The 24,066-nt window shown below is 69.7% G+C and carries 21 protein-coding genes; 15 read left to right on the top strand and 6 right to left on the bottom strand.

What is annotated here, in order from left to right:
• The first annotated feature begins 144 nt into the window (after positions 1–144).
• The 13 genes from HSX14_RS21895 to HSX14_RS21835 all read left to right on the top strand — a co-directional run bounded on the left by HSX14_RS21895 (position 145) and on the right by HSX14_RS21835 (position 19,241).
• Complete coding sequence (locus tag HSX14_RS21895) at positions 145–681, top strand: cysteine hydrolase family protein (protein WP_173172138.1); 537 nt, start codon at positions 145–147, stop codon at positions 679–681.
• 11 nt (positions 682–692) lie between these two features.
• Positions 693–1,514 carry an aldo/keto reductase gene (locus HSX14_RS21890; RefSeq protein WP_173172140.1) on the top strand — a complete coding sequence of 274 codons (822 nt, stop codon included), beginning with the start codon at positions 693–695 and terminating at the stop codon, positions 1,512–1,514.
• 218 nt (positions 1,515–1,732) lie between these two features.
• A complete protein-coding gene (locus tag HSX14_RS21885) occupies positions 1,733–2,512 on the top strand; it encodes an efflux RND transporter periplasmic adaptor subunit (protein ID WP_173172142.1) in 780 nt (259 codons plus the stop codon).
• Complete coding sequence (locus tag HSX14_RS21880) at positions 2,509–3,828, top strand: efflux RND transporter periplasmic adaptor subunit (RefSeq protein ID WP_173172144.1); 1,320 nt, start codon at positions 2,509–2,511, stop codon at positions 3,826–3,828. The genes HSX14_RS21885 and HSX14_RS21880 overlap by 4 nt, the downstream gene beginning before the upstream one ends.
• Positions 3,825–5,921 carry an efflux RND transporter periplasmic adaptor subunit gene (locus tag HSX14_RS21875; RefSeq protein ID WP_173172443.1) on the top strand — a complete coding sequence of 699 codons (2,097 nt, stop codon included), beginning with the start codon at positions 3,825–3,827 and terminating at the stop codon, positions 5,919–5,921. The genes HSX14_RS21880 and HSX14_RS21875 overlap by 4 nt, the downstream gene beginning before the upstream one ends.
• A gap of 22 nt (positions 5,922–5,943) precedes the next feature.
• Positions 5,944–6,744, top strand: coding sequence for an aspartyl/asparaginyl beta-hydroxylase domain-containing protein (locus tag HSX14_RS21870; RefSeq protein WP_173172146.1), 801 nt, complete (start codon positions 5,944–5,946; stop codon positions 6,742–6,744).
• Positions 6,741–7,709 (top strand): sulfotransferase family protein, encoded by a 969-nt coding sequence (locus HSX14_RS21865; RefSeq protein WP_173172148.1) that lies wholly within the window; start codon positions 6,741–6,743, stop codon positions 7,707–7,709. The genes HSX14_RS21870 and HSX14_RS21865 overlap by 4 nt, the downstream gene beginning before the upstream one ends.
• A 143-nt stretch (positions 7,710–7,852) precedes the next feature.
• Complete coding sequence (locus HSX14_RS21860) at positions 7,853–8,377, top strand: GNAT family N-acetyltransferase (RefSeq protein WP_173172150.1); 525 nt, start codon at positions 7,853–7,855, stop codon at positions 8,375–8,377.
• A gap of 10 nt (positions 8,378–8,387) precedes the next feature.
• Positions 8,388–8,696 (top strand): DUF6916 family protein, encoded by a 309-nt coding sequence (locus HSX14_RS21855; RefSeq protein ID WP_173172152.1) that lies wholly within the window; start codon positions 8,388–8,390, stop codon positions 8,694–8,696.
• A gap of 101 nt (positions 8,697–8,797) precedes the next feature.
• Complete coding sequence (locus tag HSX14_RS21850) at positions 8,798–9,346, top strand: phage tail protein (RefSeq protein WP_173172445.1); 549 nt, start codon at positions 8,798–8,800, stop codon at positions 9,344–9,346.
• Positions 9,347–9,430: 84 nt separating this feature from the next.
• Positions 9,431–10,294 carry a sulfotransferase family protein gene (locus tag HSX14_RS21845; protein WP_173172154.1) on the top strand — a complete coding sequence of 288 codons (864 nt, stop codon included), beginning with the start codon at positions 9,431–9,433 and terminating at the stop codon, positions 10,292–10,294.
• Between the two features lie 41 nt (positions 10,295–10,335).
• The gene (locus HSX14_RS31800; protein ID WP_274384257.1) at positions 10,336–17,688 is read left to right on the top strand and encodes an Ig-like domain-containing protein; all 7,353 of its coding nucleotides are present in this window, start codon (positions 10,336–10,338) and stop codon (positions 17,686–17,688) included.
• 50 nt (positions 17,689–17,738) lie between these two features.
• Positions 17,739–19,241 carry a TolC family protein gene (locus tag HSX14_RS21835; RefSeq protein ID WP_173172156.1) on the top strand — a complete coding sequence of 501 codons (1,503 nt, stop codon included), beginning with the start codon at positions 17,739–17,741 and terminating at the stop codon, positions 19,239–19,241.
• Positions 19,242–19,414: 173 nt separating this feature from the next.
• Here the strand turns inward: HSX14_RS21835 and HSX14_RS21830 are convergent, their stop codons facing one another.
• The 5 genes from HSX14_RS21830 to HSX14_RS21810 all read right to left on the bottom strand — a co-directional run bounded on the left by HSX14_RS21830 (position 19,415) and on the right by HSX14_RS21810 (position 22,447).
• Complete coding sequence (locus HSX14_RS21830; RefSeq protein ID WP_173172158.1) at positions 19,415–19,639, bottom strand: hypothetical protein; 225 nt, start codon at positions 19,637–19,639, stop codon at positions 19,415–19,417.
• Between the two features lie 4 nt (positions 19,640–19,643).
• Positions 19,644–20,345, bottom strand: a complete 702-nt coding sequence (locus HSX14_RS21825; RefSeq protein ID WP_173172160.1) for a YebC/PmpR family DNA-binding transcriptional regulator — start codon at positions 20,343–20,345, stop codon at positions 19,644–19,646.
• A 141-nt stretch (positions 20,346–20,486) separates the two neighbouring features.
• Entirely contained in the window at positions 20,487–21,275 is a 789-nt protein-coding gene (locus tag HSX14_RS21820; protein ID WP_173172162.1) for an SDR family NAD(P)-dependent oxidoreductase, read from the bottom strand.
• A gap of 115 nt (positions 21,276–21,390) precedes the next feature.
• Positions 21,391–21,972 carry an NAD(P)H-dependent oxidoreductase gene (locus HSX14_RS21815; RefSeq protein WP_173172164.1) on the bottom strand — a complete coding sequence of 194 codons (582 nt, stop codon included), beginning with the start codon at positions 21,970–21,972 and terminating at the stop codon, positions 21,391–21,393.
• 58 nt (positions 21,973–22,030) lie between these two features.
• On the bottom strand, positions 22,031–22,447 hold the full coding sequence (locus tag HSX14_RS21810) for a MerR family transcriptional regulator (RefSeq protein WP_173172166.1): 417 nt from the start codon (positions 22,445–22,447) through the stop codon (positions 22,031–22,033).
• A gap of 155 nt (positions 22,448–22,602) precedes the next feature.
• On the opposite strand from HSX14_RS21810, the gene HSX14_RS21805 reads away from it, so the two are divergent.
• Positions 22,603–23,019: a group II truncated hemoglobin gene (locus tag HSX14_RS21805; RefSeq protein ID WP_228723481.1), complete on the top strand. Its 417-nt coding sequence runs from the start codon at positions 22,603–22,605 to the stop codon at positions 23,017–23,019.
• A 69-nt stretch (positions 23,020–23,088) separates the two neighbouring features.
• On the top strand, positions 23,089–23,433 hold the full coding sequence (locus HSX14_RS21800) for a hypothetical protein (protein WP_173172170.1): 345 nt from the start codon (positions 23,089–23,091) through the stop codon (positions 23,431–23,433).
• A gap of 3 nt (positions 23,434–23,436) precedes the next feature.
• Here the strand turns inward: HSX14_RS21800 and HSX14_RS21795 are convergent, their stop codons facing one another.
• Complete coding sequence (locus HSX14_RS21795) at positions 23,437–23,838, bottom strand: hypothetical protein (protein ID WP_173172172.1); 402 nt, start codon at positions 23,836–23,838, stop codon at positions 23,437–23,439.
• Between the last annotated feature and the right edge of the window lie 228 nt (positions 23,839–24,066).

The following is a 24,066-nucleotide window of genomic DNA, read 5'->3' as shown; positions in this document are numbered from 1 at the left end:
GGTCCTGATGGTTCTGACTGCGGCCCCGGGGCGAGTTTCCCCACGCAAGACAGACGGTCGTGCCCGCTCCGACGCACGGCTTTACCGAAGCGGCGGGAAGCCGCACTATCCGCGCGTTTCGATGCGTGCATTCAAGGAGTGGAAATGAGCAAGGCATTGCTGGTCGTGGACATGCAGGCGGGGCTGTTCCTCACCACCCCCGAGCCCTGGCGCGCCGGGCAGGTGCTGGAGCGGATCAACCGCCTGGCCGACCGTGCACGCAGCGCCGGCGTGCCGGTGATCTACGTGCAGCACGACGGCGAGCCCGGCAGCGAGCTGGAGCCCGGCTGCATCGGCTGGCAGCTGCATCCGGGCCTGGAGCGCGGCGACAACGACTGGGTGCTGCGCAAGACCGCCTGCGACGCCTTCTTCGAGACCGAGCTCAAGTCCACCCTGGAGAAGCTCTACGTCACCGACCTGGTGGTGACCGGCTACGCCACGGAGTTCTGCGTCGATACCTCCATCCGCCGCGCCGCCAGCGAGGGCTTCAACGTCATCCTGGCCAGCGATGCGCATACCACCCGCGACCGGCCGCACCAGAGTGCCGAGGCGATAGTCGCCCACCACAACTGGGTCTGGGGCGAATTCATCCAGCCACGGAACCCCATGCGCCTGCAGCAGGCCGAAGAGATTCACTTCTGAGGAGGACCACCATGGGCAGCATCACCTTCCCCGACGGCGCCGCCGTGCCCGCCATCGGCCAGGGCACCTGGCACATGGGCGAGCGCCCCGACCAGCGCGCCCGCGAAGTCGCCGGGCTGCGCCTGGGCCTGGAGTTGGGCATGAGCCTGATCGACACCGCCGAGATGTACGCCGAGGGCGGCGCGGAGCAGGTGGTGGGCGAGGCCATCGCGGGGCATCGCGAGCAGGTCTTCCTGGTCAGCAAGGTGTACCCGTGGAACGCCAGCCGCACGGGCGTCGAACAGGCCTGCGAACGCAGCCTCAAGCGCCTGGGCACCGACCGCATCGACCTCTACCTGCTGCACTGGCCGGGCGAGCATCCGCTGGAGGAAACGGTGGAAGGCTTCGAGCGCCTGCGCGAGCGGGGCAAGATCCTGCGCTGGGGCGTCTCCAACTTCGACCTGGCCGACATGCAGGACCTGCCCGCTGGCTGCGCCGCCAACCAGGTGCTGTACAACCCCGAGTCGCGCGGTATCGAGTTCGACCTGCTGCCGAGCCAGCAACGCCAGCGCATGCCGCTCATGGCCTACTGCCCGGTGGGGCAGGGCGGCAGCCTGCTGCGGGATGCGGCGTTGCTGGAAGTCGCCCGCCGCCACGAGGCCACCCCGGCGCAGGTCGCCCTGGCCTGGGCGCTGCGCCAGGACGGCGTGATCGTCATCCCCAAGGCGGTCGATCCCGTGCATATCCGGCAGAACGCCCGCGCCGGCGAGTTGCGCCTGAGTGCCGACGACCTCGCCCTGATCGACCGCGCCTACCCGGCGCCGACGCGCAAGCAGCGACTGGACATGGTCTGACCTGCCTCGCACCGTTGGTTGGCGCCGAGCGCAGCAAGGCCCGACGGCGCAGGCGTCGGCTTCGGCACGTTGGGCTTCTTGTCTCGGCTCAACCACCAGGCCCAGCGCAGCCGCGCAGTCCTATCCGGCCAATATCCGTAGAAGCGTCCGTCACCTAGATTCCTATTGTCCTACAGCTCCAATAGACTCGCGGGTCTGTGACCCAGGGAAGGACTGTTATGAATCGCATGCTGTGGACGTTGTTCGGCCTGATGGGGTTGGTGATGAGTGCCGGGGCGCAGGACGTGCCGGCGCCGGACCCGTTGCTCGATGCGCCCGCAGCGTCCGCCACCCCCGGCAGCGCCGCCCGCGGCGTGTTGCGCGCTCGTGACCAGGCCGTGCTGGCCAGCGAGCTGGCCGGGCGCATCACCGAGATGCCCTATGCCGAAGGCCAGGCCTTCAAGAAGGGCGAGGTGCTGGTGCGCTTCGACTGCGCCGCCTACCAGGCCCAGCTCAATGCCGCCAACGCCGCCACCCGTGCCGCCCGCGAGGAACTGAAGAACAAGCAGCAGCTGGCCGCGCTCAATTCCGTCGGCCGCTTCGAGGTCGCCCTGGCCGAGGCGCGCCAGGCGCAATCCCAGGCGGAAGCCCAGGTCTACCAGGTGCAGGTGCAGCGTTGCCAGGTGAAGGCGCCCTTCGATGGCCAGGTGGTCTCGCGTCGCGTGCAGCCCCACGAAAGCGTGCCCAGCGGCGCACCGTTGCTGGAGGTGGTGGACAACCGCACCCTGGAGATCCACCTCTTGGTGCCATCCCGCTGGCTCGGCGCGCTCAAGCCCGGTGAACCCTTCGAATTCGTACCCGACGAGACCGGCAAGGCGCTCAAGGCCACGGTCAAGCGCCTCGGTGCGCGCATCGACGAAGGCAGCCAGACCCTGCTGCTGATCGGCGCCCTGCCCGAGGACGCGCCCGGCCTGCTGGCCGGCATGAGCGGCAGCGCACGCTTCCCGGAGAGCCGATGAACGCGCCGCTGCCCGGTTTCGCCGAGCGGGTCTTCGCGGTCTTCCTCGGCCTCCAGGCCCAGGCCCGCAAGGCCGGGACCTCCTCGCAGCTGGCCTTCGCCATGGTCAACGACGGGCAGGGCGTGTTCGGCTACCGCCATGCCGCGCTGCTGATCACCGGCAAGGTCCGCGCGCTCACCGGCATCAGCGTGGTGGAACCCAATGCCCCCTTCGTCGCCTTCGTCGAGCGAGCGGCGGCCCAGCGCCTGGCTGCGGGCCAGCTGGGCGAGCCCGGCGTCGTCGAGCCCGGCAGCCTGGACGAGAGCAGCCGCGAGGACTGGCAGGCGCTGTCCGCCGCCCACGCCTTCTGGCTGCCGTTGAAGGATCGCCAGGGCGAGGTCTTCGGCGGCCTGTGGATCGCCCGCGACACCCCCTGGAGCGAGGCCGAACAGGCCCTGCTGGTGCAGCTCGGCGACACCTACGCGCACGCCTGGCTGGCCCTGCAGCCGCGCAAGCCCTGGCGCCTGCGCTGGCCGAGGAAGAAGCTCCTGGCCCTGGCCGGCGCGTTGGCCCTGATGCTGCTGGTGCCGGTGCGCCAATCGGTGCTGGCACCCGCCGAAGTGGTGCCCCAGGGTGGCCGCGTGGTGGCTGCGCCGCTGGACGGGGTGATCGCCGAATTCCTCGTCAAGCCCAACCAGAGCGTCGCCGCCGGCGACCTGCTGGTGCGCTTCGACGCCACCACCCTCAAGGCCCAGGCCGATGTCGCCGAGCGCGCCCTGGGGGTGGCCGAGGCGGAGCTGAAGGCCAACAGCCAGCGCGCCTTCGCCGATGCCGAATCCAGCGCCCGCATCGACCTGCTGGCCGCACGCGTGGAACAGAAGCGCGCCGAGCGCGACTACGCCAGGCAACTGCTCGCCCGCAGTGAAGTTCGCGCCGAGCGTGCCGGCATCGCCGTGTTCGCCGATGCCGAGCGCCTCACCGGCAAGCCGGTGCAGACCGGCGAGCGGCTGATGCAGATCGCCGACCCGGCCCAGGCCGAGCTGCGCATCGAGCTGCCGGTGGGTGACGCCATCGCCCTGCAACCCGGCGCCGAGGTGGCGCTGTTCCTCGACAGCGACCCGCTCAACCGCCACGACGCGCGCCTGGAACGCGCCGCCTACGAGGCCCAGGCCACCGCCGCCGGGCAACTGGCCTATCGCCTCGACGCCGCCTTCGCCGATGCCCCGCCCCGCATCGGCCTGCGCGGCACCGCCAAGCTGTTCGGTGACCGCGCGCCGCTGGCCTACTACCTGTTGCGCCGGCCCCTGGCCGCGCTGCGCCAGGGCCTGGGGTTCTGATGCTGCCCGCCCTGCGCCCCGACCTGCAGCTGTCGCCTGCCGCCCCGGATCGTGACGGGGCGCCGCAATGGACCCTGGCCGACCCCCTGCGTGGCCGCTATTTCAAGCTCGGCGCCGCCGCCGTCCGCCTGCTGCGCCATTGGTCGCGGGGGGAGCCCCAGCAGGTGCTGGCGGCCGCCAACGCCGAGCCGGGCGCGCCCCTGGGGGCCGGCGAGCTGGAGCAGATGCTGCGCTTCTTGCGCGGGCACGACCTGATCGCCGCCCTCGACCCGGAGCAGCGCGCCAGCTATGCCCTCAAGGTCGCCAGCACGCGCCACAGCCTGTGGCAGCAGGTGCTGCACCAGTACCTGTTCTTCCGCATCCCGCTGTGGCGGCCGGATCGCTTCCTCAACCGCGCCTGGCCGGTGCTGGAACGCAACGGCCCCTGGCTGCTGCGGCGCGGCCTGCCGGTGGTCCTGCTGCTCGGGCTGTTCCTGGTGGCCCGGGACTGGGAGCGTTTCCTCGCCACCTTCCCGCACCTGTTCAGCTTCGGGGGTGCCCTGGCCTTCGGCATCGCACTGACCTTCGCCAAGCTCTGCCACGAGTTCGGCCATGCCTTCATGGCCAAGCGCGCGGGGTGCCGGGTGCAGAGCATGGGCCTGGCCTTCATGGTGCTGCTGCCGATGTTCTACACCGACGTCAGCGACGCCTGGCGGGTGCAGGACCGCCGCTCGCGGCTGCTGATCGGTGCCGGCGGGGTGCTGGCCGAGCTGCTGCTGGCGGTGCTGGCGCTGCTGGCCTGGTCGCTGCTGCCGGACGGCCCGGCGCGTACCGCCGCCTTCATGCTGGCCAGCGCCACCTGGATCACCACCCTGGCGATCAACCTCAACCCCTTCATGCGCTTCGACGGCTACTTCCTGCTCAGCGACCTGTGGGGCGTGGACAACCTGCAGAACCGCGCCTTCGCCCTGTGCCGCTGGCGCCTGCGCGAGGCGCTGTTCGGCTATGGCGAACCGGCCCCCGAGCCCTGGCCAGAGCCGCTGCGCCAGCGCCTGCTGGTGTGGGGCTACGGTTCCTGGATCTGGCGCGCGGTGCTGTTCTTCGGCATCGCGCTGACGGTCTACCACCTGTTCTTCAAGGTGTTGGGCATCTTCCTCATGCTGGTGGAGCTGGTGTGGTTCATCGGCCTGCCGATCTGGAAGGAATTCGGCGAGTGGTGGCAGCGCCGCGACCAGGCCGACCCGCGCAAGGTGCTGCTCACCGGCTCGTCGCTGGGGCTGCTGGTGCTGGTGCTGCTGGTGCCCTGGCGCAACGCGGTGGACGTGCCGGCCATGCTGGAGGCCGCGCGCACCGGCACCCTGCATGCGCCCATCGGTGCGCGGGTCAAGGCGGTGCGGGTGAAGGACGGCGACACGGTGGAGCAGGGCGCCCTGCTGGTGGAGCTGGAGTCCCCGGACCTGGACGCGCGCCAGGGCATCGTCCGCCGCGAGATCGACATCCTCCAGTTGCAGTTGCGACGCCAGGCCGGGCGCAGCGAGACCGCCGCCGAGACCGGGGTGATCGAGCAGCAACTGGCCGAGGCCGTGGCCGAGTACCGCGGCCTGGCCGCCCAGCGCGAGCGCCTGCAGCTGCGTGCGCCCCTGGCCGGCGTGGTGCGCGACCTGCCACCGGACCTGGTGGTCGGCCGCTGGCTGCACAGCGGCGAGACCCTGGCGCGGGTGATCGCCCCCGGGCTGCGCCTGCGCGGCTACCTGGCCGAGGAAAACCTCTGGCGCGTGGCGCCGGGCGCCGAAGGCCGTTTCATCGCCGACGACCCGGCGCGGCTGGCCCTGCCGGTGCGCCTGGACGAAGTGGACACCACCGGCGTCGCCTTCCTCGAACTGGAGGCGCTGGCCTCCGACCACCACGGCCAGGTGGCCGTGCGACGCAATGCCCAGCAACGCGCCGAGCCGGTGCAGGCCCAGTACGGCGTGCGCCTCAGCCTGCTGCAGGACCTGCCGCCGCCCGACCAGCCGCTGCGCGGCGTGGTGGTGCTGGAGGGCAGCCGGCAATCACTGCTGGGCTTCGCCTGGCGCCGCATGGCGGCGTTGGGTGTCAGGGAAAGCGGTTTCTAGCCCCTCTGCCAAGGAAGGTTTCATGGACGTAACCCTGCCGATCTGTTCCCGCCTGCCCTGGCGTTTCGACCTGGCGCCGCTGCTGGCGGCCCTGGAGCGGATCGACCCGACGGCCTGGGTGGCGCACTTCAACACCGCCTACTACCAGGGCGACTGGAGCGGCATCGACCTGGTGGCGGCGGTGGACGCGCCCATCCCCCTGGCGCCGGGCTTCGGCCCGATCGCCCGCAGTGCCCTGTGCGCGGCCGATCCGGCCTGGCAGGTGGCGATCGAGCGGTTCGGCGAGGGCCTGCGCAGCGCGCGCCTGCTGCGCCTGGGCGCCGGCGCCAGCATCCGCGAGCATTGCGACCCCGACCTGGGCGCGCCGGAAGGGCCGCTGCGCCTGCACGTGCCGCTGCTCAGCCCGCCCGGGGTGGAGTTCCTGGTGGACGGCCGGCAGGTGCCGATGGCGCCGGGGGAATGCTGGTTCATCGATCTGTCCCGCCCGCACCGGGTGGACAACCCCGGCCCGGGCCCGCGCATCCACCTGGTGCTGGATTGCATGATGGATACGCGCCTGCGCGAGGCCCTCTCCGACGGGTTGCCGACCACGCCGGAACTGCAGCCGAGCCGGGGCGTACGCGCCTTCACCGCGTTCAACGAGCAGGTGCAGCAGCGCCCGGAGCTGGCCCATGCGCTGCAACTGATCACCGATCCCACCGACTTCTGCCGCGAGGCGGTGGCCGCCGGCCAGGGCCTCGGGCTGGTGTTCGGCGAGGCGGACGTGCGCATGGCCATGCGCCAGGGACGACAGGACTGGAGCCGGCAATGGAGCGTGCGATGACCCCGCTGGATTTCACCGAGTGGCTGCCGATCCGTGCCTTCGAGCAGGGTGGCAGCTGGCAGCTGGACTGGGCGTGGTTCGGCGCCACGCCCCTGGTCCGGCCCTTCTTCAGCGACGACGTGGACGAGTCGCTGCGCCTGCCGTTCAACCTGGCCCTGCGGCGCCAGACCGGCCTGGACGCGCTGTTCGACTGGCAGGCCCGCAGCCCCGGGCTGGAACCTTCGCTGCTGGTGTTCCACACCTCCCGTTGCGGCTCCACCCTGCTGGCGCAGCTGCTGCGAGCCCTGCCCGGGCACGTGGTGCTGTCCGAGCCGCCGCCGCTGGATGCCCTGCTGCGCGCGCACTACCGCGACCCCACGGCCTCCGCCTGGCAGGCGGACGCGGTGCGCGCCTTGTTCTCGGCCTATGGCCAGCGGCGCTGCGGCGACGAGACCCGCCTGGTGGTGAAGCTGGACGCCTGGAACCTGTTCGAGGCGCAGCTGCTGCGCCGGCTCTACCCCGAGGTGCCGTGCCTGTTCCTCTACCGCGACCCGCTGGAGGTGGTGGTGTCCCAGCGGCGCCAGCCCGGGCTGCACGCGGTCCCCGGGCTGCTGGGCCCCTCCGGGCTGGACGGCCTGCCCGGTCGGGAGGCGCTGGCCCCCGGCGATTACCTCGCCTGGATGGTCGGCCACCTGCTGCAGGCCGGGCTCGGCCTGTGCTCGGCCGGCGAGGCGGTGGCCCTGAACTACCGCGAGCTGCCCGACGCCCTCTGGGGTCGCCTGGGGCCGCTCCTGGGCATCGACCCGGCTGCCGTGCCGCACCTGCAGGCCGTGGCCGGGCGTGATGCCAAGCGCCCCGGGCACGCCTTCAGTGCCGATGGCGAGGCCAAGCGCAACGAGGCGGACGAGGCCACGCGGGCGGCTGTGGAGCGCTGGGCGAGTGCGCCCTTCGAGGCGCTGGAGGCGTTTTCACCCCGCCACTTGTGAATGCCGCTTCACATTCATCGTTCAAACCGCCGAACGGCGATTTTTCGATGGTGGCCAACTGAAATCCTCGTCTATGCTCTGTCGAGGGAAAATGTAACCACAGTTGTAGGCTCTTTCCCCGGGCCAGCAAGGATGCACGTCGTATGTCTTTCCATACCTTGAACCTCCGCTTGGCAACGCTGGCCGATCGCGCCTTCCTGCGGGCGCTGTACGGCACCACCCGTGCCCACGAGATGCAGCACACCCCCTGGGACCAGGCGGGCTGCGAGCGCTTCCTCGACCAGCAGTTCGAGGCCCAGTGCGGCTACTACCAGGCGCACTACCCCGATGCCGAGCAATACGTCATCGAGGACGCCGGCCAGCCCATCGGCCGCGCCTACCTGCTGTGGACCGACACCCACCTGCAAATCATCGACCTGGCCCTGCTGCCCGAGGCCTGTGGCCGTGGCATCGGCGGCGAGCTGCTGGGCCGATTTCTCGAACGGGCCGACCGTGAAGGCCTCAGCGCGGGGCTGCACGTGGAGTCCTACAACCCGGCCCAGCATCTCTACAGCCGTCATGGCTTCGAAGTGGTGGGCGAGAACGGTGTGTACCTGAAGTTGCGCCGCGCCCCTCGCAGTCCGCAGGGCGTGGCCGTGCCTGTGCAGCGTCCGGCCGGCCTGTCCTGAGGAGTTGCCCATGCATCCGATGCCTTCCTTCGCGCTGCTCGCCGAGACCGTCGGCCAGCCTTTCCACCTCTGGCTGTCGCCGGAGCAGGTGCTGCCCATCGAATTGCTCGCCGTCGAGGAGGGCATCGGCATGACCCCTCGGCACCAGTGCTACCACGCCCATTTCGCCCTGCCCGCCCAATGCAGCCTGCCCCAGGACGTCTACCGCCTGGGCCTGCCGGGGGAGGAGGGCTGGGCGCTGCTGCTGACCCCCGGAATGCCCACCCAGGATGGGCGCCTCGTACTCCAGGCCGTGTTCCACACCGACCGGCCGGCATAACCCACAACAATAAGCACGTAAACGCGGCCGAGCCTTTCGGGCGCGCCAAACCAGAGCCAGAGGAGAGTCAACACGTGGATCCTTTCATCGGTGAGATCAAGATGTTCGGTGGCAATTTCGCACCCCGTGGCTATGCGTTCTGCATGGGGCAGACCATGGCGATTTCGCAGAACACCGCACTGTTTTCCCTGTTGGGCACTACCTACGGCGGTAATGGCCAGACCACCTACGGCCTGCCGGACCTGCGCGGCCGCTCGCCGGTCGGCCAGTTCCAGGGCCCCGGCCTGTCGCCCATCGATCTGGGTGAGGTGGGCGGGGTAGAGAACGTCACCCTGCTGCAGACCCAGATGCCGATGCACACCCACGTCGCCACCGGCACCAGCACGATTTCCGCCGCCGGCACGCCGACCAGCCCGGCACTGGCTCCGAGTGCGACCAACTCCGTACTGGGCGGCTCCGTCGGTGGGTCGGCTTCCGCCGCCGCCATCTGGTCGACCGTGATGGCGGACCCGGTTCCGCTGACCAACCCCAGCACCGTCAACGTGACGGTGCAGGTCGCCGGCGGCAGCCAGCCGGTGGGCATCCGCAACCCCTATCTCGGGATCAACTTCATCATCGCGCTGGAAGGCGTCTATCCCTCCCGCAACTGATGGACCTGTGCCGCCGGTGCAGTGATGCACCGGCGGCATCGTGATCGGACAGTGACTCATCGACAGGCAGACGTACCGCAGACCATGGCCCATTCATCACCCGCCTTCCACTTCATCTCGGGGCTGCCACGCTCGGGGTCCACGCTGCTGGCAGCGCTGCTGCGGCAGAACCCGCGTTTCCACGCGGGCATGACCAGCCCGGTGGGCAGCTTCTTCTCGGCCCTGCTCAAGCAGTTCGGCGCCGAGAGCGAGTTCGGCCCGGTGGTGACCCAGGAGCAGCGCAAGCGCCTGCTCGCCGGCCTGTTCAGCAGCTACTACGCGGACCAGGCCGGGCGGGACGTGATCTTCGACACCAACCGCCAGTGGTGCGCCCGCCTGCCGGCCCTGCTGGACCTGTTCCCCCAGGCCAAGGTGATCGCCTGCGTGCGCAACGTCGCCTGGGTGATGGACAGCATCGAGCGGCTCTACCGCGCCAACCCGTACGAGATCACCAAGCTGTTCAACGACGATAACGAGCGCAACACCGTCTACAGCCGGGTCGAGACCCTGGCCCAGCGCAACCGCCTGGTGGGCCTGCCCTGGTCGGCGCTCAAGGATGCCTATTACGGCGAGCACGCCCGCTCCCTGCTGCTGGTGGACTACGACCTGCTGGTGGCCACGCCCGAGCGGGTGCTGCGGCTGGTCTACGAGTTCCTCGGCGAGCCCTGGTTCGAGCACGACTTCGAGCATGTCGAGTACGACGCCCCGGAATTCGACCAGGCCCTGGGCCTGCGCGGCCTGCACAAGGTGCGGCCCAAGGTCGAAGTGGCGGCGCGGCGCACCCTGCTGCCGCCGGACCTGTTCGAGCAGTACGCGCAATTGGATTTCTGGAAGGACTCGCGCAACAGCGAGGCCCATGTGATCAGGACCACCCGGGATGCCCGGGCCCTGGAACAAGAACGCAACTGAGCACCCGCCGAGGCGGGCGCCGGAACGAGGAGGTAGAGGTCATGGGCTGGGGTCATTCGAAGAAGGCAGGTCGCAACGGCAAGGCCAAAGGTGCGGAGGCTGCGCCCCTGGCGTGCCCGCTGCCGCTGATCAGTGCGCTGGAGCCGCGCATGATGTTCGACGGCGCGGTGGCCGCGACGGTTGCCGATACCGCTGCCTCGGCGGCGACCTCCGCCCCCACGGCGGCCGACGCGGCCCATGACACCGGCGCCAGCGACAGCAGCCATGCCGGCACCGCCGACAACAGCCACGGCACCCAGGACCTGCAGGCCAGCCCGGTGACCGACGGGCAGAACGGCGTGCGCAAGGAAATCGTCTTCGTCGACACCCGTGCACCGAACTACCAGGAGCTGCTCAAGGCCGTCTCGCCCAACGCCGAGGTGGTGCTGCTGTCCACCAACAAGGACGGCGTGCAGCAGATCGCCGACGCCCTGGCCGGCCGCACCGGCATCGACGCCATCCACATCATTTCCCACGGCGATTCCGGGGTGCTGCTGCTGGGCAACGGCCCGCTGTTCGAAGGCAACCTCGGGCAATACGCCACCCAGCTTTCGGCCATCGGCAAGGCGCTGACCGCCGAGGGCGACATCCTCCTCTACGGCTGCGAAGTGGGGGCAGGCAGCGAAGGCCACGCCTTCGTCTCGAAACTGGCCGACATGACCGGGGCGGACATCGCCGCCTCCGACGACAACACCGGCGGCAGCGCCAAGGGCGGTGACTGGGACCTGGAGATCGCCACCGGCCAGATCGCGGCCAGCAATGCCCTGAACCTGTCGCGCCTGGGCGGGTACGACCACCTGCTGGTGACCACGGCGGTGAACAACATCACCGCCCTGAAAAACGCCATTGCCACGGGTATCAACGACGGCGTCGACGACGTCATCACCCTCACCGGCAACATCACCTTCGCCAGCAGCGCCGACGCCATCACCATCAACGTCACCGACGGCCACACGTTGCAGATCGTCGGTGGCGGTTTCGCGCTGGACGGGAACCACAAGGCCCGGGTGCTGGACGTGGTCACCAGCGGCGCCAACTCCCAGGTCGCGCTGGACAACATCACCATCCGCAATGGCCTGATCGCCGGCAATGGCGGCAACGAGGGCGCCGCTGCAGCGGACAGCCTGGGCGCAGGCATCCGCAACGCGGGTGTACTTACCATCACCAACAGCACCATCACCTCCAACAAGGCATCCGGCGGCGGCGGCGGCGGTGGCGACTTCGGTGGCAACTACGCCGGCGGGGGCGGCGGGGGTGGGGGCTTCGGGACCGGCAGCGGTGGCAATGGGGGAGGTAGCACGGGTGCCGCCTTCCCTGTCACGGCGCCCTCCGGTATCAGCGGGGGCAGCGGCGCCGGGGGCTCCGCCTACATGGGCGGTCGCGGCGGCAGCTCGACGGCCGGTGCTCCTGGCAGCTACTTCAATAACGGCTCGAACACTAGTGGCTACACCGCCGGGGGGGCGGGAGGTGGGGCCAGCAACGGCAGCATCAGCATCGGTGGCGGCGGCGGCGGCAGCGGCTCCTCCGCGCTGGGCGGCAAGGGCGCTGCCGCCGTGGGCGGCATCTACAACAGCAGTACCGGCTTCCTGACCATCGTCAGCTCCAGCGTGACCAACAACCTGGGGGCGGGTGGCGGCGGCGGCGGCGGTGTCTCCTCCGACCAGGTCGGTTACGGTCGATCGGGCAATGGCGGCGCAGGCGGGGCCGGGGTCGGCGCCATCTGGAACGCCGGCGGCACGGTGCGGATGGACGCCACCAGCGCCGGTACCCTCGCCACCGGCAACGCCGGCGCGGGCGGCCTGGGCGGCAAGGCGGCCGGCGGCGCCAACGTCGATGGCGCCAACGGCGCCGCCACCTCGACCATCTACACCACCAGCGGCGGCACCACCGATACCAACTACAACCCCAACGCCGCGCCGACCATCGGCAACCTCAACGGCGACAGCGTCGCCTGGGGCGGCGCGGGCAATACCGTGCGCCTCGATGTGGGCAGCAACGCCAGCCTGGCCGATGCCGAGCTGGGCGCGCTGAACAGCGGCAACGGCAACTGGTCCGGGGCCAGCCTGGTGATCCAGCGCAACGGCACGGCGGTGAGCAGCGACGTGCTGGGTTTCGACACCGTCGGTGCGCTCTTCACCGTCAGCGGCAGCAACCTGCAGTCGGGTGGGCAGACCTTCGCCACCTTCACCAACACCGGCGGCGTGCTGACCATCACCTTCACCAGCAGCGCCACCACGGCCACCACGGCGCTGGTCAACGACGTGGCGCAGCGCATCACCTACCGCAACGACACGCCGGCCGGCGATGCCAATGTCGCGGTCACCCTCAATGACGGTGCCGGCGCCAGCGCCACGGCCAACGTCACGGTGGCCAGCGATTTCATCTACGTCACCAACAGCAACGACACCGCGACCATCAACCTCAGCAACGGTGTGAGCTTCAGCGAGGCCGTGGCCATCGCCGCGGCCGACAGCACCGGCACCCAGACCATCGTCTTCGCCAGCAACCTGGCCGGCCAGACGCTGAACCTCAACACCGTGTCGATCAACGAGAGCCTGACCTTCGACATGGACCAGGCCAGCGGCCTGATCCTCACCGGCGGCACCATCACCCTGGGCGGTGGCACCACGCAGACCTTCACCCATGGCGCCGGCGACACGGCGGCCATCAACAGCCTGGTGGTCGGCAGCGGCGCGCTGACCAAGGCCGGGGCTGGCAACCTGACCCTCGCCGGCGCCGGCAACACTTACTCCGGTGCCACCACCATCAGCGCGGGCACCCTGACGGTCAGTGGCGGGGATGCGCTCGCCAGCGCAACCACGGTTTCCGTTTCCGCCGGGGCCACCCTGGCCCTTGCCAGCAGCGAAGCGATCGGCAACCTCTCCGGTGCCGGCTCGGTGACCCTGGGCAGCTTCAGCCTGACCAGCACCCAGACGGCAGACACCACCTTCTCCGGCTCCATCAGCGGTAGCGGCGGGTTGACCTTCAACCAGATCGGGGCCTCCACCTATTCGACGACCCTGTCCGGCACCAACACCTACACCGGCGCCACCATCCTGGCCAACTACGGCTGGCTGAAGCTCGACGGCGACGCCTCCATGGCCAACAACAGCGCCGTGCGGGTCAACGGCAACAGCACCCTGACGCTGCTCTCGGACCAGACCATCGGCAGCCTGGCTAGCAGTGGCGCCGCCGCCCGGATCCAGCTGGGCAGCTACACCCTCACCGCCGGGGGTGACAACACCACCACCTCGGTGATCGGGGTGGTTTCCGGGACCGGTTCGCTGGTCAAGCAGGGCAGCGGCATCATGGGCCTGGGCGGCAGCAACACCTACAGCGGCACCACCACCGTCTCCGGCGGCACCCTGTCGATCTCCGGTGACGGCAACCTGGGCGGCGGCACGATCAACCTGGCGGGTGGAACCGTGCTCGACGTCTCGGGCGCCACCACCATCGACAACGCCATCGTCCTGACCGGCAACAGCAGCATCGGCAACAGCAACGCCGTCGCCCTCAGCGGCGTCATCAGCGGTGCCTTCGACCTGACGAAAACCGGCAGCGGCACCCTGACCCTGTCCGGCAGCAACAGCTACGGCGCGACCTATGTGAATGCCGGCACCCTGAGCGTGAGCAGCGACGCCAACCTGGGCTCGGGGGCGGTGAACCTGGCCGCCGGCACCACTCTGGCGCTCACCGGCGCCACCACCGTCGACAACGCCATCGTGCTCGGCGGCGATGCCGCGGTCAGCGCAGCAGCCAACGCCACCCTGTCCGGGGTGATCAGCGGTGCCTTCACCCTGACCAAGTCGGGAGTCAACACCCTGACCCTGTCCGGCAGCAACACCTACGGTGCCACCACCGTGAGCGCCGGCACCCTCAGCGTCGCAAGCGACAGCAACCTGGGCAACGGCACCGTTACCCTGGCCTCCGGCTCGACCCTGGCGGTGACCGGCGCCACCACCATCGACAACGCCATCGCCCTGGGCGGCAATGCCACGGTCAACACCGGTGCCGACACCACCCTCTCCGGGGTGATCAGCGGCAGCAACAGCCTGAGCAAGTCCGGCGCCAGCACCCTGACCCTGACCGGCAGCAACACCTTCACCGGCAGCACCAGCGTCAACGCCGGCACCCTGAGCATCGCCAGCGACGCCAACCTGGGCGCCGGTGCGCTCAACCTGGCCAACGGCACCACGCTGCAGATCACCGGCACCACCACCATCGACAACGCCCTGGCGCTGACCGGCCTGGTGACCGTCAATGCCGGCGCCGCCGCTACCCTGTCCGGCACCATCAGCGGCGCCGGCAGCCTGACCAAGACCGGCGCCAGCAACCTGACCCTGTCCGGCAGCAACACCCAGACCGGCACCACCACCGTTTCCGCCGGCACCCTGGTGGTCGACGGCAGCACCAACAGCGCCACCACCGTGGCCAGTGGCGCGACCCTGGCCGGCAGCGGCACCCTGGGCGGCGATGTCATCGTGCAGAGCGGCGGCACCCTGTCCCCGGGCGGCGCGGGCGTCGCCACCCTGACCGTCAACGGCAACCTGACCCTGGCCTCGGGCAGCACCCTGGCCCTGGACATCAACGGCACCACCGCCGGCACCGGCTACGACCGGGTGGTGGTCAACGGCACCGTCGACGTCTCCGGCGCCGCCCTGGCGGTCACCCATGGCTATGCGGCCGGCAGTGGCGACAGCTACACGGTGATCGTCAACGACGCCGCCGATGCCGTGACCGGCACCTTCAGCGGCGTCACCGAGGGTGGCAAGTTCAACGCCGCCGGCAACGGCACCGAGCTGACCACCAGCTACATCGGCGGCAGCGGCAACGACCTGACCCTGACCGCGCCCATCGCCCCGACCGTCACCAGCGTCTCGTCCAGCACCGCCAACGGCACCTACAAGATCGGCGATGTCATCACCGTCACCGTGCAGTTCGACGGCGCGGTGAACGTGACCGGCACCCCGACCCTGACCCTGGAGACCGGCGCCACCGACCGGGTGCTCAGCTATGTGTCCGGCTCGGGCACCGACACCCTGAGCTTCAGCTACACCGTGCAGGCCGGCGACAGCTCCGCCGACCTGGACTACACCTCCACCTCGGCCCTGAGCCTGAATGGCGGCACCATCAAGGACGGCGCCAACCAGAACGCCATCCTCACCCTGGCAGCCCCTGGCGCCGCCGGCTCCCTGGGCGCCAACAAGGCCCTGGTGGTGGACGGCGTGCGCCCGGCGGCCACCAGCATCAACCTCAGCGACACGGCCCTGCGCATCGGCGAGACCGCCACCGTCACCATCACCTTCGCAGAGCGGGTGGTCGGGCTGGACACGGCGGACTTCACGGTGTCCGGCGGCTCGCTCTCGGGCCTGAGCAGCAGCGATGGCGGCCTGACCTGGACCGCCACCTTCACCCCGAGCGCCAACGTCAGCGACGCCACCAACATCATCACCCTGAACAACGCCGGGGTGATGGACCTGGCGGGCAACGTCGGCAGCGGCACCACCGACTCGGGCAACTACGCCATCGACACCCAGCGCCCGACGGCCACCGTCGTGGTCACCGACACGGTGCTGAAGGCCGGGCAGACCACCACGGTCACCATCACCTTCAACGAGGCGGTGAGCGGGCTGACCACGGCGGACTTCAGCGTGGCCAACGGCGCCCTGAGCGGCCTCAGCTCCAACGACGGTGGCATCACCTGGACGGCGACCCTGACGCCCGGTGCCAACGCCAACGACCCGACCAACCTGATCACCCTGGACAACACCGGCTACACCGACATTGCCGGCAACGCCGGCACCGGCACCACCGACTCCAACAACTACGCCATCGACACCCAGCGCCCGACCGCCACCATCGTGGTCACCGACACCGCGCTGAAGGCCGGGCAGGGCACCACCGTCACCATCACCTTCAGCGAGGCGGTGAGCGGGCTGACCACGGCGGACTTCAGCGTGGCCAACGGCAGCCTGAGCGGGCTCAGCTCCGCCGACGGCGGCATCACCTGGACCGCGACCCTGACGCCGAGCGCCAACGTCACCGACCCGACCAACCTGATCACCCTGGACAACACCGGCTACACCGATGCCGCGGGCAACACCGGCACCGGCACCACCGACTCCAACAACTACGCCATCGACAGCCGCGCCCCGGCCGTCACCTCCGTCGGCGTGCCGGCCAACGGCACCTATGTGGCCGGCAACACCCTCGACTTCACGGTGAACTTCGACGAAGCCGTGACCGTGGACACCACCGGCGGCACGCCGCGCCTGGCCATCACCCTGGACACCGGCGGCACCGTCTACGCCGATTACGTCAGCGGCTCGGGCGGCACCGCCCTGGTGTTCCGCCTGACGGTCGCCAGCGGCCAGGCGGACGCCAACGGGATCAGCGTCGGCGGCGCGATCGACCCCCACGGCGGCACCCTGCGCGATGCCGCCGGCAACGACGTGACCACCACCCTCAACAGCGTCGGCGACACCAGCGCCGTGCTGGTGGATGCGGTACCGCCACGGGTCACCAACATCGCCCTGGACGGCACCTCGCCCACCACCAACAGCTCGGTGAGCTTCACCGTCACCTTCAGCGAAGACGTCACCGGGGTGGACCTGAGCGACTTCGCCCTGCTCACCGGCGGGAGCGCCAGCGGCACCCTGCAATCGCTGGTGCAGCTGAGCCCCAACACCTACCGCATCACCGTCAGCGGCGTCACCGGCCAGGGCAGCCTCGGCCTGTCGCTGTCGGCCGCAGGTGCCGGCATCACCGACGTCCCGGGCAGCGCGATGGTCGACTCCTACTCCACCATCGGCTACCAGATCGGCTCGCTGGACAACGGCGATCCGGAGTTCCGCGCCAACCCGCCGGTGACCACGCCGATCGACACCCCGGCGCCGCTGCAGCCCACCGTGCCCAGCGCGCCGCCGCCCTCGACCACCACCTCGCCGCTGCTGCCGCCGCCGCTCTTCGAGCAACCGACCCTCGGCAGCGGCATTCCCACCGTGGGCAACATCTTCATCAACAACGGCGCCCTGGCGCCCAGCTTCATCGCCCAGGTGTTCGCCAGCAGCGACAGCGGTGGCGATGGCGGTGGCGCGGGCTTCCTCGGCTTCGGTGGCGGGGATGGCGGCGTGTTCGGCGCCAGCACCTTCTCCGGCCTGTTCAGCAAGGACAAGCCGCAGGAAAGCAACGAGAAGATCTTCGACAAGCAACGCGGCAACGGGCAGGGCGGACGCAGCTTCGGCGCGCCCACCCTCGGCCAGCAGCTGCATGAGATGAAGGAAGCCGAGCAGCGCCAGGTGCGCCAGCTGGCACAGGCCCTGGGCCAGGTCGCGGGGGCGGCCGCCCAGGGTTGAACCGAGTCAGGGAAATCCAATTACCAGCCGTACCAGGGGGCGGCACAAGGATGACCAACCACAACAAGTACAAGGTATTCGCCGCCAGCCTGCTGGCATTGGCAATCAGCGGCTGCGCCGTGACGACGCAGCCCATCGACAAGAGCGTGAGCGAGGAGCGCGCCCGCACCGACCTGCAGGCCATGTTCAAGGGCCAGGAGCCCTTGTCCGGCCCGCTGACCCTGCACCAGGCCATGGCCCGCGCCGTGAAGTACAACCTCGAGGCGCGCCTGAAGGTGATGGAGCAGGCCATGGCCGAGCGCCAGATCGACCTGGCCAGCTTCGACATGCTGCCGCGCATGGCGCTGTCCGCCGGCTATGCGGGGCGCAACAACGTCAGCGCCTCCAGCAGCCAGAGCATCGAGACCGGCACCCAGTCGCTGGAACCCTCGACCTCCCAGGACCGCGACCGTGGCGTGGCTGACCTGACCATGGTGTGGAACGTGCTCGACTTCGGCGTCAGCTACATGAGCGCCAAGCAGCAGGCCGACCAGCGCCTGATCGTCGAAGAGCGCCGCCGCAAGGTCATCCACACCATCACCCAGGACGTGCGCTCCGCCTACTGGCGCGCCGTGGCCGCCGAACGCCTGCTCAAGCAGATCGACAGCCTGATGAGCCGCGTCGACAAGGCCCGTACCGACAGCCGCGACATGAGCCGCCAGCGCATCGGCGACACCGTGCAGGTGCTCAGCTACCAGCGCGCGCTGATCGAGGCCACCCGCCAGCTGGAAGAGCAGCGCCGCGCCCTGACCCTGGCCAAGACCGAGCTGGCCGCGCTGATCAACCTGCCGTTGAACACCGACTACCAGCTCGCCTCCACCGACACCTACAACGTGCCCGAGCTCAAGGTCGACTTCACCCAGCTGGAGCAGCAGGCCCTGGCCAGCCGCCCCGAGCTGCGCGAGCAGGACTACCAGGCACGCATCAGCGCCGCCGAAACCCGCAAGGCCATGCTGCGCCTGCTGCCCGGCCTTGAGTTCTCCGCTGGCGGCCACTACGACAGCAACAGCTTCCTGGTGAACCAGAGCTGGGCCGACTACGGCGTTAAGGTGACCTGGAACCTGTTCAACGTGCTTTCGGCGCCAGCGGCCATCGACGTCGCCAAGGCCGGCGAGAACGTGGCGGCAGCCCGTCGCCAGGCGATGTCCATGGCGGTGCTGGCCCAGCTGTACGTGGCCAACGCCAACTTCCACGAGGCCCAGCGCCAGTTCCAGACCAGCCAGCAACTGGCCGACCTGGACGGGCAGATCGCCGAGCAACTGCGCAATCGCTACAGCACCCAGAGCATCGGTGAGCTGGAGTTGATCCAGGGCGAGCTGAACACCCTGCAGGCGCAGCTCAAGCGCGACCTGTCCTATGCCGACCTGCGCAACGCCTACAGCCAGCTGTTCATCAGCGCCGGTGTCGACCCGCTGCCGGACGCGCTGCCGGACGCCAACCTGTCCACCATCGCCGGGGCGCTGGCCAACAGCGAATCGCGTTGGGAAAACGGCGATATCGGCACTGCGAAGTAACGCGCGGTTCGCTGGGAAAAGGGGCTTCGGCCCCTTTTTTCATGGGCGCGTGGTTGTTCAGTGGCCCCCCGCGTGCGCGGGGGTGACGGAATGGTTCGGGCTTCCCCGCACCCCGTCATCCTCGCGAACGCGGGGATCCACTAAAGGGAAGGGCGAAAGGGCCGAGCAGCCGCTCAGTGCACGCTCTGCGCCTGCTCCTCGAACAGGCGCTGGGCGGTGCTGAGGCGTTCCAGCTCGCGGCGGACCATGGCGGCGTATTCCGGGGGCTTGAGCTGGTAGAGCTCGGTGGCGACCCAGGCCAGCCAGCGCGGGCCGAGGACCGCGCGCTGCTCCAGCAGGCGCAGCGCGTCGGCGAGGGCGCGTTCGGCGTTGTCCTGGTGGAAGCGTTCGCGGCCCATGGGCTCAGTTGGCCTGCAGGCCGACGTAGATGTTCTGCACGTCGTCGTGGTTGTCGAGGGCGTCGAGGAAGGCTTCGACTTCTTCCAGCTCGGCACCGGACAGGGCGACCGGGTTCTTCGCCTTGTAGCCGAGGTTGGCCGAGGCCACGGTGAAGCCGAACTCCGGCAGCGCCTTGCACACGGCGTCCAGGTCGGTGGGGTCGGTGTAGAAGGTGCTGCCTTCGTCACCGGCTTCGAAATCCTGGGCGCCGGCTTCGATGGCGGCCAGTTCCGGGTCGGCATCGGCGCCGTTCGGCTCGGCCTCGATCATGCCCAGGTGGTCGAAGTCCCAGGACACGGAGCCGGAAGTGCCCAGCTGGCCCTTGCGGAACAGCACGCGGATCTCGGCGACGGTGCGGTTGAGGTTGTCGGTCAGGCACTCGACGATCACCGGCACGCGGTGCGGGGCGAAGCCTTCGTAGAGGGTGCGCTCGTAGTTGACCACTTCACCGGTGAGGCCGGCGCCTTTCTTGATGGCGCGCTCCAGGGTGTCCTTGGGCATCGAGGCCTTCTTGGCCTGGTGCACGGCGAGGCGCAGCTTGGGGTTCATGTCCGGGTCGGCGCCGTTGCGCGCGGCGATCATGATTTCCTTCACCAGCTTGCCGAAGATCTTTCCTCGGGCGTTGGCGGCGGCTTCTTTGGGTTTGGCTTTCCACTGGGCGCCCATGGCGGTTCTCTCGCAGGTTGCACGGGGAGCGGGCCGGTGCCCGCTCGTGACAGGTGGGCGATTCTACCGGGCACTCGGGTTCGCCTGCCAGTTGCGGCGCCGGTCGGCGGGGTCGCACCCCCGGCACCCATATCGCGAGGCTTAAAACGCTGAACGCACCACGCCTCCATCCACACGCAGGGCGGCGCCATTGGTGGCCGAGGACGCCTCGGAGCAGACGTAGACCACCAGGTTGGCCACTTCCTCCGGGCGGGCGAAGCGCTTGAGCAGTGAGCTGGGGCGGGCACTGGCGAAGAACTCCTGTTCGAAGGACTCGAAGCTCTGGCCGCCGGAGAGCTTGTCGACGAACTCGCCCACGCCCTCGGAGTGGGTCGGGCCGGGCAGCACGGCGTTGACCGTGACCCCGGTGCCCGCGCAGGTCTCGGCCAGCCCGCGGGAGAGGCCCAGCTGTGCGGTCTTGGTGACGCCGTAGTGGATCATCTCCACCGGGATCTGCACGCCGCTCTCGCTGCTGATGAACACCACGCGACCCCAGTTGCGCGTCTTCATGCCGGCCAGGTAGGCGCGGGTCAGGCGCACGCCGGACATGACGTTGGTATCGAAGAAGCGCTGCCAGTCCTCGTCGGGTATCTCGTCGAAGGGCTTGGGATCGAAGATGCCCAGGTTGTTCACCAGCACGTCCACCTCCGGGTGGTGCTGCACCAGCCGGGCGACCTGCTCGGGCTGCGTGAGGTCGCCGGCGAAGCCTTCGACCCGGGCGTCGGGCTGCTGGGCGAGCAGGCGGGCGATGGCCTCGTCCACCGAGCCCTGGCTGCGGCCGTTGAGGATGACCCGCGCGCCTTCGCGGGCGAGCCCGGCGGCGATGGCGAAGCCGATGCCCTTGGTGGAGCCCGAGACCAGGGCGCGTTTGTTGGTCAGGTTGAAGTTCATGTTGCCTCCGTGGGTTGAGGGAGCGGTACTTGGGTATAGACGCTTTCCTCGCCCCGCGCCCTGGCCCGGGCTTCAGCCCGGGACCCTCAGGGCTTGTGCCGGGTACGCCTGCCGCTCAGATCCGCCCCGCCAGCTGGCGCGCATCGTCCAGCCAGCCGGCCAGGCGTCGCTCGCTGGCGCCCCTGATCGGCCCCAGCGCCAGGGTGCGCACCGGGGCGATGCCGCAGAACTTCAGCGTGGTGCGCTCCATCTGGTTCAGCCCCGGCGCCCGGTAGACCCAGCGGAAGTACCAGGGCGGGGTGTCGAGGCTGACCAGCTGATGCGCCGAGCGCCCCTTGAGCAGCCGCGCGGGGAAGGGGTTGCCGTCGCGGTAGGCGAAGGCGAAGCCCGGCAGCAGGATGCGGTCGAGAAAGCCCTTGAACAGCGCCGGCACGCCGCCCCACCAGATGGGGTAGGCGAAGCACAGGTGCTCGGCCCAGGTGATCGCCTCCTGGGCCTGCAGCAGGTCCGGCTCCAGCGGCTGGATGCGCCGGTAGCCCTCGTGGAGGATGGGGTCGAAGTCCAGCTGGTGCAGGTGCAGCGTGCGCACGTCATGCCCGGCCGCCTGCGCGGCCTGTGCATAGGCCTGCGCCAGTGCCGCGCAATAGCTGTCGCCGGAGGGATGTCCGAGTACCACCAGGACGCGTTTCGTTGCCATGGGCCACCTGCCTGCAGAAGGAAAGGCGGCAGTCTGGCGTCTGCCCCAAGGGGCAGAGTCAAGCCCGTTGCAACAGGACGCTGCGCTCGGCGGGATCGGCGGCGCAAAGGGCCTCGTCGGCCGGGGGCTGGCCGGCGATGCAGGCGTGGATTTCCTCGCCTATGCGGCCCAGCTGCGCATCCAGGCGTTGCAGGCGGCGGATCTCCGCGCGCAGGGCGGCACGTTTGTCCAGCAGGCGCTGGTACAGCTCGGGCCAGTCGGGCTCGGCGCCACCGGCCAGCAGCGGATGCAGTTCGGCCAGGCGGAAGCCCACCGACTGCGCCTGGCGGATCAGCAGCACCTGCTGCAGGTGACGCTCGCCATAGAGGCGGTAGACGCCCTGGCGCGGCACCGGGCCGAGCAGGCCCTGCTCTTCATAGAGGCGGATGGCCTTGGCGCTGGCGCCTGTGCGCCGGGCGAGTTCGCCGATGTGCATGGTGGGTCCCCGTGACGTGGAAGAGGGGACGGTAATGCGCGATGGGGTGCGGTTCAATGGGGCGCTCGTGGCTGCGACCATCGGGCGCGCGAGGCGGGCCTCGGCAGTGGCGGGGGCGGTCGCTACAATGCCGCCTTTTTCGAGGAGCCCGAGCCTTGAGCAACCCACCCTTCGGCGTCGGCGATGCCTCCTACCAGGCCGCCGGCGGCATCGACGGCCTGCGTCGCCTGGTCGACGACTTCTACCGGCTGATGGATGAACTGCCGGAAGCCCGCGACCTGCGCGGCATGCACCCGGAGAGCCTGGAACTGTCGCGGGACAAGCTCGCCAGCTTCCTCAGCGGCTGGCTCGGCGGCCCGCGCCTGTTCAGCGAGAAGTACGGCTCCATCGCCATCCCCGCCTTCCACGCCCAATGGCCGATCGACGAAGCCCGCAGCGCCGCCTGGCTGCTGTGCATGGAGCGGGCGATCGCGCTGCAGGGCTACTCCAGCGAATTCGCCGACTACCTGCTGGCCCAGCTGCGCATCCCCGCCGGGCGCGTGGTGCAGGCCAGCCGCAACCGCCACGGCTGACGGCTTGCCCGTCATCCGCCGCCATCCATACTTCCCCGGCCGCCCTGGCCATTACCCATCGAGGTCCCCATGAAACCCGTACGCATCGTCGCCCAATGGGCGGAAGACGAAAGACAGACCCTGGTGATCGTCGCCCTCCAGGCCGATGACATGAGCATCGCGACGACCGTCGAAGCCTTCGGCTACGTGAAGGACTACGACGACGAAGACCGCATGTACGTGCGCTACCCCTTCGTGCTGGAGGAATACTCCGAGACCGAGGCGCTGATGGACTGGGGCGCCCTGGACGACACCCGCACCCTGATCGACCTCTACGGCCGCCGCATCGTCCCCGGCGAGGCGCTGGTCCGCAACGAGCGCGGCGAGCGCTATGACTACCAGGTGGTTTCGGTGGAGCCGTTCGTGCCGGCGTGAGCCTCACGCATCCCTTAGCAGGTCGTGGGCGTTGAGCAGGGCGAAGAGGACGTCCGGGTTCCTCTCCAGGCCGCGGCGGATGGCGGCGGGGATGGACTGGCGGGTCTTGCGGCAGAGGCCGGCCTGCTCGGCGATGTCGATCTCGATGCCGCGCCCGCTGCGCACCTCGTTGAAGCCGGGGGCGATGGCCAGGCGGATGCCGAGCTGCTCGAACATCTTCTGCTGCATCCGCCCGAGGTCGTCGAGGCTGGTGATGTTCTCCAGCCGGTCGAGCAGGCGCAGTTCTTCCTGGCGCGTGAGGCGCAGGATGCGTAGGTCGGCGCCGGGCGCGTCCAGCAACTGGTCGCGCTCGCAGATGCAGGTGCCGGGCGGGCAGGGGTTGCGCAGGGGGATGGATGGCGTCATGCATCGATCATAGCGACAGGCCGGCGTGCTTGCGTATGGCCGTAGGTACCGAACGATGGCATCGTGCTGCACATTTTCCCGCCGGGGTTGTCCAACCGGGGTATTCGGGCCTGACGCCCTTGCGTCCCGGCGGCCTGTTCAAGCAGGCTGGGGCGCTCCAGGGGTGATATCGCATTGCGCCGGACGGATTGGAATCGCGCATCACGAGCGCTATCAGGTGAGGGAGGT

Source organism: Pseudomonas tohonis, assembly GCF_012767755.2.
GTDB classification, from domain to species: domain Bacteria; phylum Pseudomonadota; class Gammaproteobacteria; order Pseudomonadales; family Pseudomonadaceae; genus Metapseudomonas; species Metapseudomonas tohonis.
This window is presented reverse-complemented; position numbering and strand designations above follow the sequence as displayed.

Bases quoted from the DNA above. Each gene is read 5' to 3' on its own strand.
- HSX14_RS21830 (WP_173172158.1), bottom strand. From the start codon at position 19,639: ATGGGCCGCGAACGCTTCCACCAGGACAACGCCGAACGCGCCCTCGCC.
- HSX14_RS21795 (WP_173172172.1), bottom strand. From the start codon at position 23,838: ATGACGCCATCCATCCCCCTGCGCAACCCCTGCCCGCCCGGCACCTGC.
- HSX14_RS21880 (WP_173172144.1), top strand. From the start codon at position 2,509: ATGAACGCGCCGCTGCCCGGTTTCGCCGAGCGGGTCTTCGCGGTCTTC.
- HSX14_RS21835 (WP_173172156.1), top strand. From the start codon at position 17,739: ATGACCAACCACAACAAGTACAAGGTATTCGCCGCCAGCCTGCTGGCA.
- HSX14_RS21860 (WP_173172150.1), top strand. From the start codon at position 7,853: ATGTCTTTCCATACCTTGAACCTCCGCTTGGCAACGCTGGCCGATCGC.
- HSX14_RS21895 (WP_173172138.1), top strand. From the start codon at position 145: ATGAGCAAGGCATTGCTGGTCGTGGACATGCAGGCGGGGCTGTTCCTC.
- HSX14_RS21850 (WP_173172445.1), top strand. From the start codon at position 8,798: ATGTTCGGTGGCAATTTCGCACCCCGTGGCTATGCGTTCTGCATGGGG.
- HSX14_RS21885 (WP_173172142.1), top strand. From the start codon at position 1,733: ATGAATCGCATGCTGTGGACGTTGTTCGGCCTGATGGGGTTGGTGATG.
- HSX14_RS21890 (WP_173172140.1), top strand. From the start codon at position 693: ATGGGCAGCATCACCTTCCCCGACGGCGCCGCCGTGCCCGCCATCGGC.
- HSX14_RS21800 (WP_173172170.1), top strand. From the start codon at position 23,089: ATGAAACCCGTACGCATCGTCGCCCAATGGGCGGAAGACGAAAGACAG.
- HSX14_RS31800 (WP_274384257.1), top strand. From the start codon at position 10,336: ATGGGCTGGGGTCATTCGAAGAAGGCAGGTCGCAACGGCAAGGCCAAA.
- HSX14_RS21855 (WP_173172152.1), top strand. From the start codon at position 8,388: ATGCATCCGATGCCTTCCTTCGCGCTGCTCGCCGAGACCGTCGGCCAG.
- HSX14_RS21865 (WP_173172148.1), top strand. From the start codon at position 6,741: ATGACCCCGCTGGATTTCACCGAGTGGCTGCCGATCCGTGCCTTCGAG.
- HSX14_RS21820 (WP_173172162.1), bottom strand. From the start codon at position 21,275: ATGAACTTCAACCTGACCAACAAACGCGCCCTGGTCTCGGGCTCCACC.
- HSX14_RS21845 (WP_173172154.1), top strand. From the start codon at position 9,431: ATGGCCCATTCATCACCCGCCTTCCACTTCATCTCGGGGCTGCCACGC.
- HSX14_RS21810 (WP_173172166.1), bottom strand. From the start codon at position 22,447: ATGCACATCGGCGAACTCGCCCGGCGCACAGGCGCCAGCGCCAAGGCC.
- HSX14_RS21870 (WP_173172146.1), top strand. From the start codon at position 5,944: ATGGACGTAACCCTGCCGATCTGTTCCCGCCTGCCCTGGCGTTTCGAC.
- HSX14_RS21825 (WP_173172160.1), bottom strand. From the start codon at position 20,345: ATGGGCGCCCAGTGGAAAGCCAAACCCAAAGAAGCCGCCGCCAACGCC.
- HSX14_RS21815 (WP_173172164.1), bottom strand. From the start codon at position 21,972: ATGGCAACGAAACGCGTCCTGGTGGTACTCGGACATCCCTCCGGCGAC.